At 36.3% G+C, this 15,083-nt stretch carries 15 protein-coding genes and 1 pseudogene; 9 read left to right on the top strand and 7 right to left on the bottom strand.

Annotated elements, in window-relative coordinates; translation table 11 throughout:
* Positions 1-39 precede the first annotated feature (39 nt).
* The 4 genes and pseudogenes from AWH49_RS10605 to AWH49_RS19205 all read left to right on the top strand — a co-directional run bounded on the left by AWH49_RS10605 (position 40) and on the right by AWH49_RS19205 (position 3,743).
* Positions 40-603 (top strand): TetR/AcrR family transcriptional regulator, encoded by a 564-nt coding sequence (locus AWH49_RS10605; protein WP_063965674.1) that lies wholly within the window; start codon positions 40-42, stop codon positions 601-603.
* 208 nt (positions 604-811) lie between these two features.
* The gene (locus tag AWH49_RS10600) at positions 812-1,990 is read left to right on the top strand and encodes an MFS transporter (RefSeq protein ID WP_063965673.1); all 1,179 of its coding nucleotides are present in this window, start codon (positions 812-814) and stop codon (positions 1,988-1,990) included.
* Positions 1,991-2,067: 77 nt separating this feature from the next.
* Positions 2,068-2,880 (top strand): SDR family NAD(P)-dependent oxidoreductase, encoded by an 813-nt coding sequence (locus tag AWH49_RS10595; protein WP_063965672.1) that lies wholly within the window; start codon positions 2,068-2,070, stop codon positions 2,878-2,880.
* Between the two features lie 156 nt (positions 2,881-3,036).
* Positions 3,037-3,743: pseudogene (locus tag AWH49_RS19205) on the top strand (IS6 family transposase).
* A 691-nt stretch (positions 3,744-4,434) separates the two neighbouring features.
* Here AWH49_RS19205 and AWH49_RS10585 read toward each other — a convergent pair.
* The 4 genes from AWH49_RS10585 to AWH49_RS10570 form a co-directional block, all read right to left on the bottom strand.
* On the bottom strand, positions 4,435-5,034 hold the full coding sequence (locus AWH49_RS10585) for an NADPH-dependent FMN reductase (RefSeq protein WP_063965671.1): 600 nt from the start codon (positions 5,032-5,034) through the stop codon (positions 4,435-4,437).
* Positions 5,035-5,220: 186 nt separating this feature from the next.
* Positions 5,221-5,670 carry a MarR family winged helix-turn-helix transcriptional regulator gene (locus AWH49_RS10580; RefSeq protein ID WP_063965670.1) on the bottom strand — a complete coding sequence of 150 codons (450 nt, stop codon included), beginning with the start codon at positions 5,668-5,670 and terminating at the stop codon, positions 5,221-5,223.
* Between the two features lie 65 nt (positions 5,671-5,735).
* Complete coding sequence (locus AWH49_RS10575; protein ID WP_063965669.1) at positions 5,736-5,957, bottom strand: hypothetical protein; 222 nt, start codon at positions 5,955-5,957, stop codon at positions 5,736-5,738.
* A gap of 294 nt (positions 5,958-6,251) precedes the next feature.
* Complete coding sequence (locus AWH49_RS10570) at positions 6,252-6,608, bottom strand: DoxX family protein (RefSeq protein WP_063965668.1); 357 nt, start codon at positions 6,606-6,608, stop codon at positions 6,252-6,254.
* A gap of 311 nt (positions 6,609-6,919) precedes the next feature.
* Here AWH49_RS10570 and AWH49_RS10565 point away from each other — a divergent pair, with 311 nt between their 5' ends.
* The 5 genes from AWH49_RS10565 (at position 6,920) to AWH49_RS10545 (ending at position 10,223) form a co-directional block, all read left to right on the top strand.
* Complete coding sequence (locus AWH49_RS10565; protein WP_063965667.1) at positions 6,920-7,099, top strand: NUDIX domain-containing protein; 180 nt, start codon at positions 6,920-6,922, stop codon at positions 7,097-7,099.
* An 86-nt stretch (positions 7,100-7,185) separates the two neighbouring features.
* The gene (locus tag AWH49_RS10560; RefSeq protein WP_034298530.1) at positions 7,186-8,109 is read left to right on the top strand and encodes a LysR family transcriptional regulator; all 924 of its coding nucleotides are present in this window, start codon (positions 7,186-7,188) and stop codon (positions 8,107-8,109) included.
* A 116-nt stretch (positions 8,110-8,225) separates the two neighbouring features.
* Complete coding sequence (locus AWH49_RS10555; RefSeq protein ID WP_063965666.1) at positions 8,226-8,864, top strand: HD domain-containing protein; 639 nt, start codon at positions 8,226-8,228, stop codon at positions 8,862-8,864.
* Between the two features lie 415 nt (positions 8,865-9,279).
* Entirely contained in the window at positions 9,280-9,411 is a 132-nt protein-coding gene (gene sda, locus AWH49_RS19200) for a sporulation histidine kinase inhibitor Sda (RefSeq protein ID WP_244886804.1), read from the top strand.
* Between the two features lie 623 nt (positions 9,412-10,034).
* The gene (locus AWH49_RS10545; protein WP_063965665.1) at positions 10,035-10,223 is read left to right on the top strand and encodes a hypothetical protein; all 189 of its coding nucleotides are present in this window, start codon (positions 10,035-10,037) and stop codon (positions 10,221-10,223) included.
* Positions 10,224-10,231: 8 nt separating this feature from the next.
* Here the strand turns inward: AWH49_RS10545 and AWH49_RS10540 are convergent, their stop codons facing one another.
* Genes AWH49_RS10540 through AWH49_RS10530 form a run of 3 tightly spaced genes read right to left on the bottom strand, consistent with a single transcriptional unit; the run spans position 10,232 to position 14,103 of the window.
* Positions 10,232-11,314: a GerAB/ArcD/ProY family transporter gene (locus AWH49_RS10540; RefSeq protein WP_063965664.1), complete on the bottom strand. Its 1,083-nt coding sequence runs from the start codon at positions 11,312-11,314 to the stop codon at positions 10,232-10,234.
* Positions 11,315-11,338: 24 nt separating this feature from the next.
* Positions 11,339-12,499: a Ger(x)C family spore germination protein gene (locus AWH49_RS10535; RefSeq protein WP_063965663.1), complete on the bottom strand. Its 1,161-nt coding sequence runs from the start codon at positions 12,497-12,499 to the stop codon at positions 11,339-11,341.
* The gene (locus AWH49_RS10530; protein WP_063965662.1) at positions 12,496-14,103 is read right to left on the bottom strand and encodes a spore germination protein; all 1,608 of its coding nucleotides are present in this window, start codon (positions 14,101-14,103) and stop codon (positions 12,496-12,498) included. Before AWH49_RS10530 ends, AWH49_RS10535 begins: the two co-directional genes overlap by 4 nt.
* Between the last annotated feature and the right edge of the window lie 980 nt (positions 14,104-15,083).

Raw genomic sequence — 15,083 nt, 5'->3', positions numbered from 1 at the left:
CGCCTTGACACTTACCTATTAGTAAGTTAATGTAAGGGCATGGAAAACAGAAAAAAACAAATTGTAGACTTAGCAATAAAGTTAGTACAACAAAAAGGGTATGTAGGGTTCAGCTATGATGACATCTCTAAACAACTTGGGGTAACCAAGGCAAGTATTCATTATCACTTTGAGAAAAAGGAGGATTTAGGAGTTGTAATTACCGAACGTCTTTCAAAAAGCCTACAAAACTCTTTGTTGTTAATTGAAAATTCGTCGGTTTCTGCTGAAGAGAAACTTAAGCAGTTCATTCAGCAACGAGCTGAAAGGTTCGAGTGTACTGAAATTTGTCCAATCTCTTCGTTGCAGGCAGATTTCGAATCTTTGCCATATATCGTACAAGAAAAGATTAAGGAAGTCAGCAGACTGGAACTCACGATAATGAAAGAAATAGTTGCCGAGGCACAAACTGAAAAAATCATAAGTGGATCTGAAGACGTTCAATTTTTAGCGGTAATGATATTATCAAGTGTTAAGGGAGCATTATTATACAGACGTGTTCTAGGTGACGATGTATTAGTCGAAGTACTAAACCAGTTAAACCGTTTCTTAAGAAGTCCGTAAGAACGGTTTTTTTTAAAAAAATAAAACTTACCTTCTAGTAAGTAAGTTTTATTTTGTATTAGATTTAACTTTGTTTATAATTTTAATGGATATTTAGAATTTCGTTCCGTTTTATTAACCATAACCTTTAAAAAATTTTATAAGTATCTCTAATCGCTTATATAAAAATTTTTTGGAGAATAAATTATAGAAAGTTGGGATTATCGTAATGAAAAGAATGCTTTTGGTTTCTCTTTTGATGTCGAGTGGAACTACCTTTATTACTCCATTATTTCCTTTGTATAGTGAGACTTATCAACTGAACAGTTTGCAAATCACGATCTTGTTTGCCATTTATGCTGCTTTCTTGTTACCGACTTTGTTTGTCACTGGAGACAAAGGTAGCACTTGGGGATTAAAAAGGGTTGTTCGCATCAGCATATGGATCTCCATCATATCTACCTTGTTTTTCCTGGGAAGCATAAATGCCTGGATGCTCTATGTCGCCAGGTTATTGGAAGGCATCGCTTACGGAGCCTTTACAGGTACAGCTGTTGCTTTTCTAATGAAGCAAACTCCTCCAAATAAAGTGAGCACAGCTCTCAAGTTATCAGGAGTCACGGTCCTCGTTGGTTTTGGTCTGGGACCAGCTATCGCAGGTTTAATTTTGCAATATATACATCTTCAGCCACTTCGATTGCCATTTTGGATTCTGATTGTCCTGCTCATCGTCTCGCTCATCTTACTGGAAACAATTCCAAAAGATGTTGTTTCCCTTAAGCAAATACGTATAAAAACTAAGATATCACTTGGTGTACCTAGCAATATTCGTTCTCATTTTTGGTCAATGGTCGGATTGCCTATCTTCACTGTTTTCACAATAACAGGAATAGCGTTATCTCTTATTCCTACTTTCGTCAAAAATGTCATTCACACGTCTAACCTCTCCGTTTCTGGATTGATCATTTTCGTGCTTCTTAGTGGAGCGGCTTTGGCTCAGTTCATACCTTGGCCGAGCCATCCAGTTACACGTATCCGATTCGGCATCCTGTTTCTTGCGATCGGGTCATGGGTTATTGTTTCTTCTGGTTTAACATCAAGTTTGCCATTACTCTGGACAGGGATTTTTATCCAGTCTATCGGCGGTGGATGGACCTTTCAAATTGCGTTACGATTTGCCGGACAGTTACCGGAACCAGAAGCACGGCCACGAGTCATTTCGGCTTTTTATTTGTGCGCGTACTCTGGATTTATCGTTCCGGTTATTGGAGTCGGAGCGCTTACTCAATTTTTCAATTTGAACCTTTCGCTGATCGTGCTAAACTTGTTTGCGGCACTCATTGTTGTTTACGTGTTGATGTATTCCGTCAAATTTAATCACTACTATTCAAATCACTTTAGTAATTGAATTAATACAATTTTACATTGAAAATATCCAAAATACATTAATTAATAAAAATGAAGAGAATAGGAGAAATTAGAGTTATGAGTAAAGTATGGTTTATTACAGGAACTTCAACTGGATTAGGTCGTCAATTTGTGGAGCAGTTACTACAAACAGGTGATAAAGTCGTCGCAACAGCACGCAAGATCGATGCAATTTCGGATTTTAAACAAATATCACAAGAGAACGTTCATATCGCTACGCTGGATGTGACGAATAAGGATCAAATCAAATCAGCCGTTCAAGAAACAATCGACGTGTTTGGTAAAATCGACATTGTCGTGAACAATGCAGGCTACGGGCTGTTCGGGATGCTGGAGGAATATACAGACGAACAAATCCGGAGGCAGTTCGATGTTAACGTGTTCGGGATGCTGAATGTTATCCGCGAGACCTTGCCTGTCCTTAAGAAACAAGGTTCGGGACATTACATTAATATTTCATCATTCTTCGGAACTTGGTCCATGCCTCCGTACAGCATTTATTCCGCATCCAAATTTGCCGTAGAAGGCTTCTCCCAATCTTTGGCTGCAGAGCTCGCCGGCTTCGGAATTAAGACAACGATTGTAGAGCCTTCCGTTTACGGAACTGATTTCTTTGGTCACTCCATGGACCAAACAGAGAAGAAACCGGAATACGCTCCGTTGTACGAAGCTTACGAAAAGGGTGTTTCAAACTTAAATATCGGCGATCCGGCGAAAGCGGTAAAAACGATTATCTCTATGGTCAACAGCGATAATCCTCCACAGCATTTCCCGGTAGGCTCTTTCGCTGTACACACGATTCGCGATGCATTTTCAAAACGAATTGATGAAATCAATACATGGGAAAAACTCTCTTCGCAAGCTGATTAATTGATATCGAAATAAATAATTCTGCTATAATCCTGATTCGAATGACGGCTATGTACTAGCAATTGGTTCTGGTGCAAAAACTTCAAGACAGTTGCAAATAATCTTTAAATCTTGGACATACTGATACTATTATTCTAAAAAAGGTGCGTGATCAGTATGGAAAAGCAACATTTATTCAAGTGGAAACATTATCATCATGATATTATTTTACAAACAGTAAGGTGGTACCTACGGTATAACTTGAGCTTTCGTGATTTGGTGGAAATGATGGAGGAACGGGGTTTATCCGTTGCTCATACAACGATCATACGTTGGGTTCATCAGTATGGTCCTGAATTAGACAAACGAATCCGTCGTCATCTCAAGCAAACCAATGACTCTTGGAGAGTCGATGAAACATATAACAAAGTAAAATTCAATGGTTGTACCTGTATCGTGCTGTCGATTCGAAAGGAAATACCATCGATTTTTACCTAAGTAAAACAAGAGATTACAAGGCCGCAAAACGCTTTTTCAAGAAAGCTTTGCGGTCTTTTCATGTTTCGAAACCTCGTGTCATAACAGTGGATAAAAACCCTGCTTATCCTCTAGCCATCAAAGCCTTAAAAGAAACAAAAAGCATGCCGACAGGCATGCAACTCAGACAAAAGAAATAGTTAAACAATATCGTAGAACAGGATCATCGTTTTATCAAGAAGCGAGTTCGTTCTATGTTAGGATTGAAGTCCTTCCGAACGGCTAAACGGATTATTTATGGAGTGGAAGCGATGCATATGCTGAAAAAGAAGCAACTCCTTCTGAGGGATACCTCTGTCCAAAATCAAATAATGTTCATCCATCAATTGTTTGATCTATCAGCTTAACTAGTGATTCTGATAAGGTTTCATACGTCTTTTTTTAATGAATACCATATTTGCACCAGAACCGTTCAAAACAACCTCAAAAATAATTTAAATAGTCTTTGCTCTTATTATGCTAACGGGGCAGGTTAGTACAATAAGAAATTAGAAGAGGTGTATAAATATTAGAATTTTTTATTTTGCACTAACATTATTTATTATATTTTGGGTAACTTGTTGCTCAAATAATCAAGATGATGTGAATGCTACAAAGACAGGTATGATTACGCAAGGAAAACTGCATGGAATTTCGTTAAAGAACAAGGTTGGGAGGACAATGCCAAAGATAAAGAGAATTATTACATTAGTGTACCCTTAATACTAATTGACCCCAATACCTACAAAGTGATTGGCTATATGCTGGGTGAATAAAAACTTTTTGTTGAACTAACGGCGCTTAAGTTTAATAAGGATCAAAAAAATGATTAAACTTTTTTATAAAAGAATAATCCAATTAATTTTGTTAAGAGCATGTTTTGATCAATCTTTTTTCAAAACATGCTCTTTCTGCTTGTTCATTTATCAAGGTTATTAGTATTAATCTGATCAAACTTTATTTCAAAGTAACATCAGCAAATAAGGAGCGTTTTTAATTTAAACTAAAATAGAAAAAGGATTGTAGAAATTCTACAATCCTTTCCATCAACATTTTAAATTAACCACGAATTGTTTTTAATGCAGTAGACCAAGCGATAACTTGATCTAACATTCCATTAACATTATCAAGGTGTAATTCAGCCGGTTTGAAAATACTTCCGTTTTCAAAATCTGTAAATAATGATAATGTTGGATGTACACGAACATCCGCAACGAGTAATTCTCCTAAAATTCCACGTAAATGTTCAACTGCACGAGCTCCACCTGTTGAACCATAGCTTACGAAACCTGCTGCTTTATTGTTCCATTCATCACGTGCTGAATCAAGGGCATTTTTTAATGCTCCTGTAATGCTGTGATTGTATTCTTGCACAATAAATACGAATCCATCTAAGCTTGAAAGTTTTTCTGACCATGCTTTTATTCCAGGTTCATCGCCAGCCGTTGTAAATACAAATGGTAAATTGAAGTCTAAAATATCAACGATTTCATAATTCGCATCTCCACGTTTGTCAGCAATTCCTTTTACCCATTCTCCTACTTGTGGACTTACACGTCCTTGACGTGTACTTCCTAAGATAATTCCGATATTTAATTTTGTCATTGTTTTTTCCTCCTCAGTAGTTGATCCACCAAATAATTTATCTAAAAAACCCATTTTTTGCACCATGCCTTGTCTCGAAATTGTGAATTTCGTATTACGATTAATCACTCTTCACATGTTTTATTCTTATTTTGTTCAAGTAATTGCTCTGTTTAATAAGATAAGGTTACTATTTTTACTAAATAATCAAAAAGAGTTAGTAAACTAGGTTGATTTACAAACTCAATTTGGATTTTTCATTTATTTAAGCTCGCTAGCACCCATCCCAATCTTTTTCATTAGCTCCATTAGCTGTATTTTTTCCTCGTTACTTATGAAAGACAAATTTTCGGATATTACTCCTACGTGTTTAGGAAAGATCTCTTCAAATAAACTTTGTCCTTTATCAGTAAGAACCACATTTGAAGCTCTACGGTCTGTTGGACTTGGTTGTCTTTTTACATATTCTTTCTTTTCAAGCTTATCAACAACATAAGTGATACTTCCGCTAGGAATAGACAATTTTTCACTAATTTTTTGGATGGTATGAGGTCCTTTATTGTAAAGAAGTTCAAGAATCATAAAATTCTCAGGACTGATTCCATAGCTTTCTACATCTTTTGTAACATTACCAAAAATTGTTTTACTCGCCTTTAGCCAGATTCGGAAAAGCCTTAAATCAATCTTACTTAGTTCATCTCCTTGATACATTCACCGATCCTCCTATTACTTCAACCTGACATAGGTAATAACAGTCGTTACCTTGGTTTTCTGTATCAAGGATACTCAACTTCTGTCGGCACTTCAATTAAAAAAATTCTAAGTTCCTGATCTGTAGCTTGAATGGACATTTCTTCGCCCTGTCCTGAATGAACGATAACAAAATCTTTATGCGCAAAACTGATCGATTGATTTGTAATTAACAAATATGAACCATTGCTCTTAATGGCTAAACGAGCTAATGTCCGATTTGAAGAAAGGCTATGGGTATATACCATTTCATTTGAAATGTCCCCACATTTGAGCACCTGTTACAATTTTCATTAGTCAATGGTTACCGAGAATCGTTTTAACCATTACACCATCCTTGTCTGTCATGGGAAAATTTTCAGAATCGTATTGTAAGTAAGCCGGATTATGCTGAAGCGTCTCTTTTAAATACGATTTGAACCAGATTTAAAACGTTTCTGATGGTTCTTTTAAAGCTTCTGTATGATACACACCTGATCCAGTGGTTTTATAATTTTAAATTACATTTAAATCACTCCTTTCTAATTTTATTTATTTTCTATTCATCCAAGCAATGAGCCAAAATTCAATAGTAAAACTACCAATCCTAAGATTAACAGAATGATCGGCATCATCATTTGTTGTACATTGTCTTTTATTTTAATATGAGTAAATATGGCTCCGACCATCGTTGCCACAATGAACAATCCACCCCAAGCAGCCAATGTCTCATTCCAAATACCTGCAATAACTAAAGCAGCCGAAATAACTTCTACCAATCCTGTAACTACTCTAAACCACCCCGGATAACCATATTGCTTAAATCCCTCCACCATTTGTTTTGAACCGAACTTCATAAATCCAAACATTAGGAATCCTAATCCTAATATGACTTGAAGAATAATGGATAGAACACTCATTATTGTCCCCCTTTACCCTAATATTATTTATCCTTATATCAGGATAAATTTATACTAACATTAGGATAAATGTCTGTCAATAAAAAATAAACCAATTTAGTTTTGAAGTTGTTGCTATTTAAAAAAGTTTGATAATTTATAAAAAAGTCTGATCGTTTATAATAAAGATTGATAATTTGTAATAAAGTTTGATCAAACTTATCAGAAGCTTAGTTGAAGTATATTAGTCCAATAGCAAGGGATGTAAGATATGAAGAGAGTAAGATGTTGTATATGCGTTTATTTATGACGAAATAATAAGAAAAGTATTAATGGTTAATAACAAGCATTCAACTTGGTCACTACCGGGTGGGGCAGTTGAAATAGGAGAAACCTTAGAACAGGCAGTTATTCGCGAAACAAAAGAAGAAACGGGTTTAGTAATTGAAGTGGGAAGTATTATTGCAGTTATAATGAAGCGTTTTTCTCAAAACAGGGACATCACGGTTTAATGATTACAATTGGAGCAAAAGTTATTAATGGAGAATTAACAATGTAGAGTGCTAATAATAATTTCATTAGAAAGGGTTGAAATAATATCGAATTACGACATTTAGAATATTTTTTAATGGTTAGTAAAGAACTTCATTTTACAAAAGCTGCTGAAAAATTAGGTATCTCCCAACCAACTTTAAGCCATCAAATTAAAATGCTTGAACAAAAGGTAGGATATGCACTTTTTAACCGTATAGGTAAGAAGATTGAACTTACGAAGGTGGGAGAAATTGTACAACAAGAAGCATTAAATATTCAAAGTTCCCTACAAAGTATATCCTCTCAGATTGAGGCATTTATGAAAGTGGAAATTGGAGAATTGAAAATTGCTGTGTTACCAGGAGAAATAACTGATTTGGTATCTACTTTGTGTATTCAATTTAATCAATTATATCCGAACATTAAAGTATTCGTTCAAAGTACTGATCAAGTGGAAAAGACTGTCTTAGAGAATCAAGCTGATTTCGGTATTGGTTTTCAATTCAATCGATATGATATATTACAGGTGACGAAATTGTATGATGAAGAATTTTATCTGATTAGTAATCAAAGTAATGGAGAGCAGAGGATCTCATTTTCTTCTGTTTTAGATGGCCCTCTTATTTTATTTCCCGGTATGCATCAATGTAGAAAAATACTTGATAAAACGAGCCATGAGATTGGCAGGCAATTAGAGCCCATTGTAGAAACGTCTAGTATTGAATCTATCTTGAAACTAGTTCGAAGCGGGATTGGTCGTAGTATTGTTTCACGTACATTGTATGAATTTTATGATACAGAGGATTTGTTTTTTCAATATATTGAAAATCCAGTTTTGACTAAAGAAGTTTATCTTGTGTTGAAAAAGAATTGCTTTATCAATTATGCGGCACGTAAGTATATTGAGTTATTAGTACGTGAAATCGAAAAGCTTCGTTTTCACACAGAGGAAGATGCCATAGCTTCTTTACAAAATTCTATATTATAGTTTTTTTCTATCATTACTATAGAAATAATTGAATAGGAAAATAACAAAACCATCTTTACAATGAAGACAAGCTCATGAAGATGAGTACTATCAAAATGTAAAGGGGATGTTCAAATATGTTTCAAGAAATAGCAGGTATTAAAATTCCGGATTCTCAATTGGCGAAAGATGCAGCAGATATTTTGAGAGAGCATGGGGACGATTTGTTGTGGAATCATTCAAATCGTGTATTTTTATTTGGTGCAATCAACGGAAAAAAAGCGAAGCTGAATTATGATTTAGAGTTGCTATATGTCAGTGCATTATTCCATGATTTAGGCTTAACCAAAAAGTACAGTAGTCCAGATTTACGGTTTGAAGTAGACGGTGCAAATGCAGCGAGAAGTTTTTTACAGCAGTATCAGGTTCCAGCTGAGTCGATTCGTCTTGTCTGGGATACTATCGCATTACATACCACAATTGGTATCGCAGAACATAAAGAGTCTGAAGTGGCACTACTCTATTCAGGCGTTGGTTTAGATGTCATGGGGGACGGTTTTGAACAATTCCCAGTCGCCTTGCGTGAAGAAATTGTAAAAGCTTTCCCACGTAACAATTTCAAACAAGAAATTATTCCAGCATTTTATGAAGGTTTTAAGCATAAGCCGGAAACTACTTTTGGCAATATTAAATCAGACGTATGTGAGTTCTTTATACCAAACTACAAACGAAAGAATTTCTGTGATTGTATCTTACATTCACCATGGTCAGAATAAGAAACAGAAATGACAACATAACGAGGTAGAAGGTTTGACCATTTATAAAAAGTCTGATAACCCTATATTCATTTATACAGGGTTATTTTTTGGATTCTTAAACGTTGTAAATCCGTATTTTCCTGACGCTACCCCAACATTAAAGTTGTTTTAACCTTGCTGTATCAACGTTTTTAACAATGAGCCAAATTGTCCTTATACAAATTCTATACGTTAGTGGTTCTATTGTCTTTTTGGGCCTGTTTTATCTTCAATTGGTACAGTTTTTTGCATAAACGCAGGCTTTTTTTGTGAATGGAATATGCAAAAAAAACACCCAATGAAGTCGGATGGCGGAACATCTATGTTTTACACTACTTACACCGTGGTAGTAACGAAATTATATTATTAAGCAAGGAGTAGTTATGAATAATTGATGCACATCACAGATAAAGACTTAATAGGGGCATATAATAGAGCCCTTGAGCTCAATGTAAATAAAGAGTTTATTTCTCTCCTAAAAACAGAAATTCAAAAGAGGAATATTTCTATTTCTAGAAAATTATAGCAAAAGTACTTCCTTTTTTTCAATGTTTCGCGTACATAAGTCGACTACCTTTTATCACTTTGTTAATCAAAAAAGAAGTCTCATCATGCTTGCTCCTTTTTTAATGGCTGGTATTGTTCGGAAATGATGAATTCATCCTCTAGTAAAACATAAGGGTGAGTCTCCAACAAAAGTGTTTGGAGATAGTCTGGCATTTTCTCTCCATCGTACGCACATCAGTCATAGTAGCCCACTCCACATGTGACCATGCCCGGAAAGAGAGTTTATTTTCTAGGTATGGTTGTACCGTTTTATTAAAGCAATCAACGATCGTGGAAGGATGATAACTGCGGGTTGAATAATAGAAGTCGAAATTATTAATGTGGTGAATAAACTCCATTTGATCTTTCGTTAACTGCATGCTTAGTTCTTTGTGAATAATAGAGTAAAGACGTTCATTTTCAACTTATAGGTATACACTACATGAACACTCTTTTGATCCTCAAACAACTGGTTTATTTTGCTTTTCAAATGATCACCCCAACTTATACCAAATCATTTCTATGAATATTTTTCATCAGTTGTGCGAAGATTATAAATATCTGTACCTAAGCATAGATATTCTTGAAAGGGTGATGTCATCGATGTTGAAAATCGTTATCCTTGTAGTAATTTTCGCTGGAATCGTTTATTTTGAAGTACCAAAGCTGGTACGAGCTAACGCGCGGGCAGAACTTTGGGCATTTTCGATCATATTGCTCATTGGATTCGGACTTTCCGTGTCATTTGCTTTAGGATTCGTTTTCCCTATACCTCCATTGCCTCAACCATAAAGAAAGACTTAAGATTCATCTAGCTTCCTTATTACTGATACTACCCAGACAAAAGGTATCAATAAGCTCAAGGGTAGTATCACATATGGATTCTTTAGAGTATCCACTTTAAGGACCTCGATCACATTGGATGGTACGGTCGCCAATGCGATGATGACAATGGTCATTGGAATAATCAATGGCTTGTAATCCTTCAGATTTAACCATTGGGCCAATCCAACAACAGGGGGATAAAAGAAAACCTGCAGTGCCAAATAGGCGGTCGATAACCATAAGGTCATAAATATAGCTTCGAATCCTGCAAATGTGTTTGCGATTTGAATATAGCTAGATATATAAAATACAGGATATAGCTGTTTAGGCGTCAATTCAATTCCGGCAAAGGCAATATTCACAGCCACTAGAGCAGTAAGAAGTATCCCAGAAATCAACATACCAATAAGCAAGGCCTTTGTCGCTTTTTTTCCGTCATTTAAACAAGGGAGCCAGATTGCCATAAATAGGATGGTCTCAGCCGCATAGGGAACTTGAGTCCGCAATCCTTTAATAACAGGCATCACGCCGTTTTCCATGACAGGAGCCAAGTTTGCCCATTCTAGATCCGGCAAAATGAAAAGTATGAGGATGAAGATGAGAACAATCATCGTGATTGAAAAGAATTCAGCGGTCCTGGAAAAAACCTCAAAGCCCTTTTTCATTACATACACCATTAAAATGGACATAAGTATGCTAACATAAACGGAGGGGGTTTCTGGCAAGAAAAACTTCATCAACTCAAGCGCTACTCGCAAGATATGCGCGGTCATCACCCAAAAAGCGATAATATAGAACAATCCTGCGATTTTTCCAGGGATTTTCCCTATAACGATCGGAAGGTACTGAACAAACGTTTTATCGGGAAATCTCTTCCCCAATTGAATCAATGTAAGGCCGATGAGAGCCGCAATACCATACGCCAATAGGACCGAAATCCAACCATCTCTTCCGGCATCTTTAATAGCCGGTACAGCTATAACGACAAAAATGTTTCCCACACCACCTGCCAAAACTAACATCAGAGCTTGATTAGCGGATATTTTCTCCTTATACAAGGCGATCCCCTTCTTTCAAAGTGCTTAGATAGGTTCAATAAGCATGCCAGTGTTTCTGATTTTTATTTTAACGTTAACCTCTACATCCATCCCAGGAAAATAATCATCCCAATGCCCCTCAATTTTTTCCCATTCTTTTGGGTATTTACTGTGGATGGCTTCCCCGAAACCAAAGATGTCAGTTTTTAATGTTTTTTGCGCTTGTTTAAGACAGTTTTCAATTTCATTTTTGACTTCAGTGGATATATTTTTTTCTAAATTCCCAATAACTTTCTGAGAATTCAACGCTACGTTTCCTTTCAGTTCTTCGATATTTCCTTCCCCTTTCACTTCGATAGTCATGATCATTTTTCCATCCTTTAATTTAGGTTTCAATTCGGTACGTGACTTGATCATTTTTAAAATAATGTTTTCGTTGTTCATTTCGGGGTATCCGGTTTCAATGATCCCGGTACCAAATTCATTATTGATCCATTGCATCCCTTTGCTTTCCTCTAAATTCAACCATCCTACTAATTTATCCTTTTTAAAAGCTGCTGTCTCGGTAACTTTAGCTTCTTCTTTTCCGCTCTCCTCATTTTTTCGAATTTCAATCCCCGAGGTATAAGGTGAGGTTGTATTACCCGAAATCTTAACCATAAATTCATGAATATTCTCCGTCGAGGTCATGGAAAAGATATCTTCTCCATGTACTAAGCCCTCGATGTAATCAGCTGGAATCTTTTTCACATCACTTTGCCAACGAAGAATTTCGCTTGCGTTTCCTTTGGAAACTAAAATAATAGATCGTTCTGGACCTTCCCTCGTTCGCATAAAAAAGTTCAAATAAGGAGTAACTCCTTCTTTAGCCGCTTGTTCGCCGATAACGAGTATGCGATTATGCTGGAAATAAGGTTTCTTCATTAATTCAAATTTTATGTATTGGAGTGTTTCATAAACGGTACTCCCTTTGGCAGAAACAATCTGTACGGCTGCATTTTCCCCGCCTCCTTTTTTTGTAGCTGTGTCAATTTTTTCAGGTACGATGACTTGTAACGTAGTCACCATTTTCCCACTTTCTTGATCCTTATCAATCCCAGTGGCAATAATGAACGCACGATCGTTTAATTCAACTCGATCCCAGCATCCTGTCACGACGATGAATGACATTATGAGTAACAAAATAAAAGCCATCCTCTTGATCATGATTTATTGTCACCTACAGTCTTTTTTGAGGGTGGTTCAGGCTTTAGATCTTCTTTCTCCCTTAGGGAATTTCTCCAGCTGATTGCTTGGGGTCTTGTCTTCATTAGCCACCAGGGGACTCTTATTAAGGCATCCTTGAGATCTTTTAAAGTCAACGGCATGAGCGGCGACATGTATGGCGCACCAAAAGAACGAAGTGAAACAAGGTGAATGACAATAAAGATGTAACTCCATATGATACCAAATAACCCGAATGTAGAAGCTAAAATGAGAATTGGAAATTTTAACAACGTAACCGGATCGGTAAGCGGCAGTATAAGAAAACCCATAATCGCAGTTAACGCAACAACGATAATCATAAAAGGGCTAACTACCCCGGCGTTAACCGCTACATCACCTAATATCAAGGCTCCAACGATACTAACAGCTTGCCCTACAGCTAATGGCATACGAATTCCGGCTTCTCTGATTAATTCAAACATAATCATCAGCAAAAATGCTTCTACGAGAGCAGGAAAGGGGATATTCTCACGAGTTGTTAATATTGTGAGCAATAGCGGTTTAGGAATAATATTGGGATGAAAGGTGGTCAATGCAACGTAAATCCCCGGTAAAAATACGCTGACATGTAATGCCAAAAATCGAAGCAATCGGGATTGCGATGAAAGAAAAGAACCGGAATAATAGTCCTCTGCGGTTTGAAAACATTCAACAAACAAGAAAGGTACTGTTAAAGCTGTTGGGGTACCATCGACCAATATGCCAACTCTACCCTCTAATATTTTAGCAGAGAATTTATCGGGTACCTCTGTGTTCCCGATTGTCGGAAAGATAGAAAGTGGCGCATCCTCAATAAACTCTTCAATGTAGCCTGATTCTAGGATCGCATCGGTGTCGATTGATTTTAACCGTCGCTTTACTTCTTCCACTATCTTATCGTTCGCAAGATTATGGATATAAATAATCCCTATAGTGGTTCGGGTACGCCAACCGATCTTCATCTGCTCTATCTTCAAATTCGGGTCTTTAATTCTTCTTCTAATAAGTGACGTATTGACACGTATGGATTCTGTAAAGGCTTCGTGAGAGCCTCTTACGACTCTCTCAGAAGCCGATTGTTCAACATTTCTGTGTTCCCATGCACTTGTTCCAATTTGGAGGGCCATGTTTTCCTCATCCAAAAAAAGGACAGTATCGCCGTTTAATATACTTTCAATGGCCTCTTCCATATAACTTATTTTTGATACATCATTCATGTTTAAAGCGCCGTCTTTAATACTGTCTATACTGAGTTCTTTGTCATCAAACGACTTCCCTACATCCCTCATTAATGCACCCAATATGTTTTCATTAATAGCGGTCGCTGCACTCATTCCATCAATGTTGATAATAAACGCTTCGGTTTTATTTTTACCAAAGGTAAACTTACGAATAATAAGATCAGCATTAGAGCTTAAAATATTTTGAATGTGATGGAGATTATCCTGCAAATTTTTCGAAATCGAGATGGACTGAGGACCCTTTTCATCTTTAGGCTCCGAATTCTTTTTATCCTTCATCATTTTTTGAAATTTGATTTTTTTTATCAATTTTTGCAATATCATAGTCCAGCACCCTATTATGTTTATTTTTCCTATTATTTGTTGAACTGCGATATTTTATTCAATAAATGTTGTATCACATCAACAAGATGTTCATTTACCTCTTTTTATCCTGTGTTTGCGATTTATGATAGCGACGCTGGTATTAACCCCATCTGGACTCCACAATGTTTGAACCCTTCCTAAACCTTTCCAAAATCGATCATGGTTACACCTTATATCCAGACTGAATGCAAAAAAGTGTTCAAAGAAGTGTTCAAAAAAAGTGTTCAATTGTTCAACGAAAATGTGTTCAACTGAACAATTTTGATAAAGTATTTAATAAATTTATAATATAAATAAAATGTTGATTTACGATTTTCTAATAAATAAAATAAATTTTTTTTATGGTATGAGATAGGAAAAAACTTCTCTAAGTCACTAATTAAATAATATTACTCTTCATAGTCCTAAAAAAGATTGAATAGTTTGTCAGTTTGGCACGATAATTGCATATTAAAAGACAAGGGCGATAATTCATTATAGGAGGTTGGTCTATCCCTTGCGGTTTAAAAGATGTCGTCCGACAGAGGATTGATTAGGTTGTGAGAAAAACAAGAAGTAATTGTTGCGAGGCTTACGAGCTTTCAAACGCTGCTCCACTTCGTAGTCCAAAAAGATTGAATAGTTTGTCGGTTTGGCACGATAATTGCATATTAAAAGACAAGGGCGATAATTCATTATAGGAGGTTGGCCTATCCCTTGTGGTTTAAAAGATGTCGTCCGACAGAGGATTGATTAGGTTGTGAGAAAAGCAAGAAGTAATTGTCGCGAGGCTTACGGGCTTTCAAACGCTGCTCCACTTCATAGTCCAAAAAGATTGAATAGTTTGTCGGTTTGGCACGATAATTGCATATTAAAAGACAAGGGCGATAATTCATTATAGGAGGTTGGCCTATCCCTTGTGGTTTAAAAGATGTCGTCCGACAGAGGATTGATTAGGT

Source organism: Domibacillus aminovorans, from assembly GCF_001643235.1.
Classification (GTDB): Bacteria; Bacillota; Bacilli; order Bacillales; family Domibacillaceae; genus Domibacillus; species Domibacillus aminovorans.
The sequence above is the reverse complement of the archived record's forward strand: the minus strand, read 5'-3'. Positions and strand labels throughout refer to the sequence as shown.

What these genes read in the sequence shown, in the direction of transcription:
- AWH49_RS10605 (WP_063965674.1), top strand. Translation starts at nt 40, where the DNA reads ATGGAAAACAGAAAAAAACAAATTGTAGACTTAGCAATAAAGTTAGTA.
- AWH49_RS10600 (WP_063965673.1), top strand. Translation starts at nt 812, where the DNA reads ATGAAAAGAATGCTTTTGGTTTCTCTTTTGATGTCGAGTGGAACTACC.
- AWH49_RS10595 (WP_063965672.1), top strand. Translation starts at nt 2,068, where the DNA reads ATGAGTAAAGTATGGTTTATTACAGGAACTTCAACTGGATTAGGTCGT.
- AWH49_RS10585 (WP_063965671.1), bottom strand. Translation starts at nt 5,034, where the DNA reads ATGGGTTTTTTAGATAAATTATTTGGTGGATCAACTACTGAGGAGGAA.
- AWH49_RS10580 (WP_063965670.1), bottom strand. Translation starts at nt 5,670, where the DNA reads ATGTATCAAGGAGATGAACTAAGTAAGATTGATTTAAGGCTTTTCCGA.
- AWH49_RS10575 (WP_063965669.1), bottom strand. Translation starts at nt 5,957, where the DNA reads ATGGTATATACCCATAGCCTTTCTTCAAATCGGACATTAGCTCGTTTA.
- AWH49_RS10570 (WP_063965668.1), bottom strand. Translation starts at nt 6,608, where the DNA reads ATGAGTGTTCTATCCATTATTCTTCAAGTCATATTAGGATTAGGATTC.
- AWH49_RS10565 (WP_063965667.1), top strand. Translation starts at nt 6,920, where the DNA reads ATGGTTAATAACAAGCATTCAACTTGGTCACTACCGGGTGGGGCAGTT.
- AWH49_RS10555 (WP_063965666.1), top strand. Translation starts at nt 8,226, where the DNA reads ATGTTTCAAGAAATAGCAGGTATTAAAATTCCGGATTCTCAATTGGCG.
- sda (WP_244886804.1), top strand. Translation starts at nt 9,280, where the DNA reads ATGCACATCACAGATAAAGACTTAATAGGGGCATATAATAGAGCCCTT.
- AWH49_RS10545 (WP_063965665.1), top strand. Translation starts at nt 10,035, where the DNA reads ATGTTGAAAATCGTTATCCTTGTAGTAATTTTCGCTGGAATCGTTTAT.
- AWH49_RS10535 (WP_063965663.1), bottom strand. Translation starts at nt 12,499, where the DNA reads ATGATCAAGAGGATGGCTTTTATTTTGTTACTCATAATGTCATTCATC.
- AWH49_RS10530 (WP_063965662.1), bottom strand. Translation starts at nt 14,103, where the DNA reads ATGATATTGCAAAAATTGATAAAAAAAATCAAATTTCAAAAAATGATG.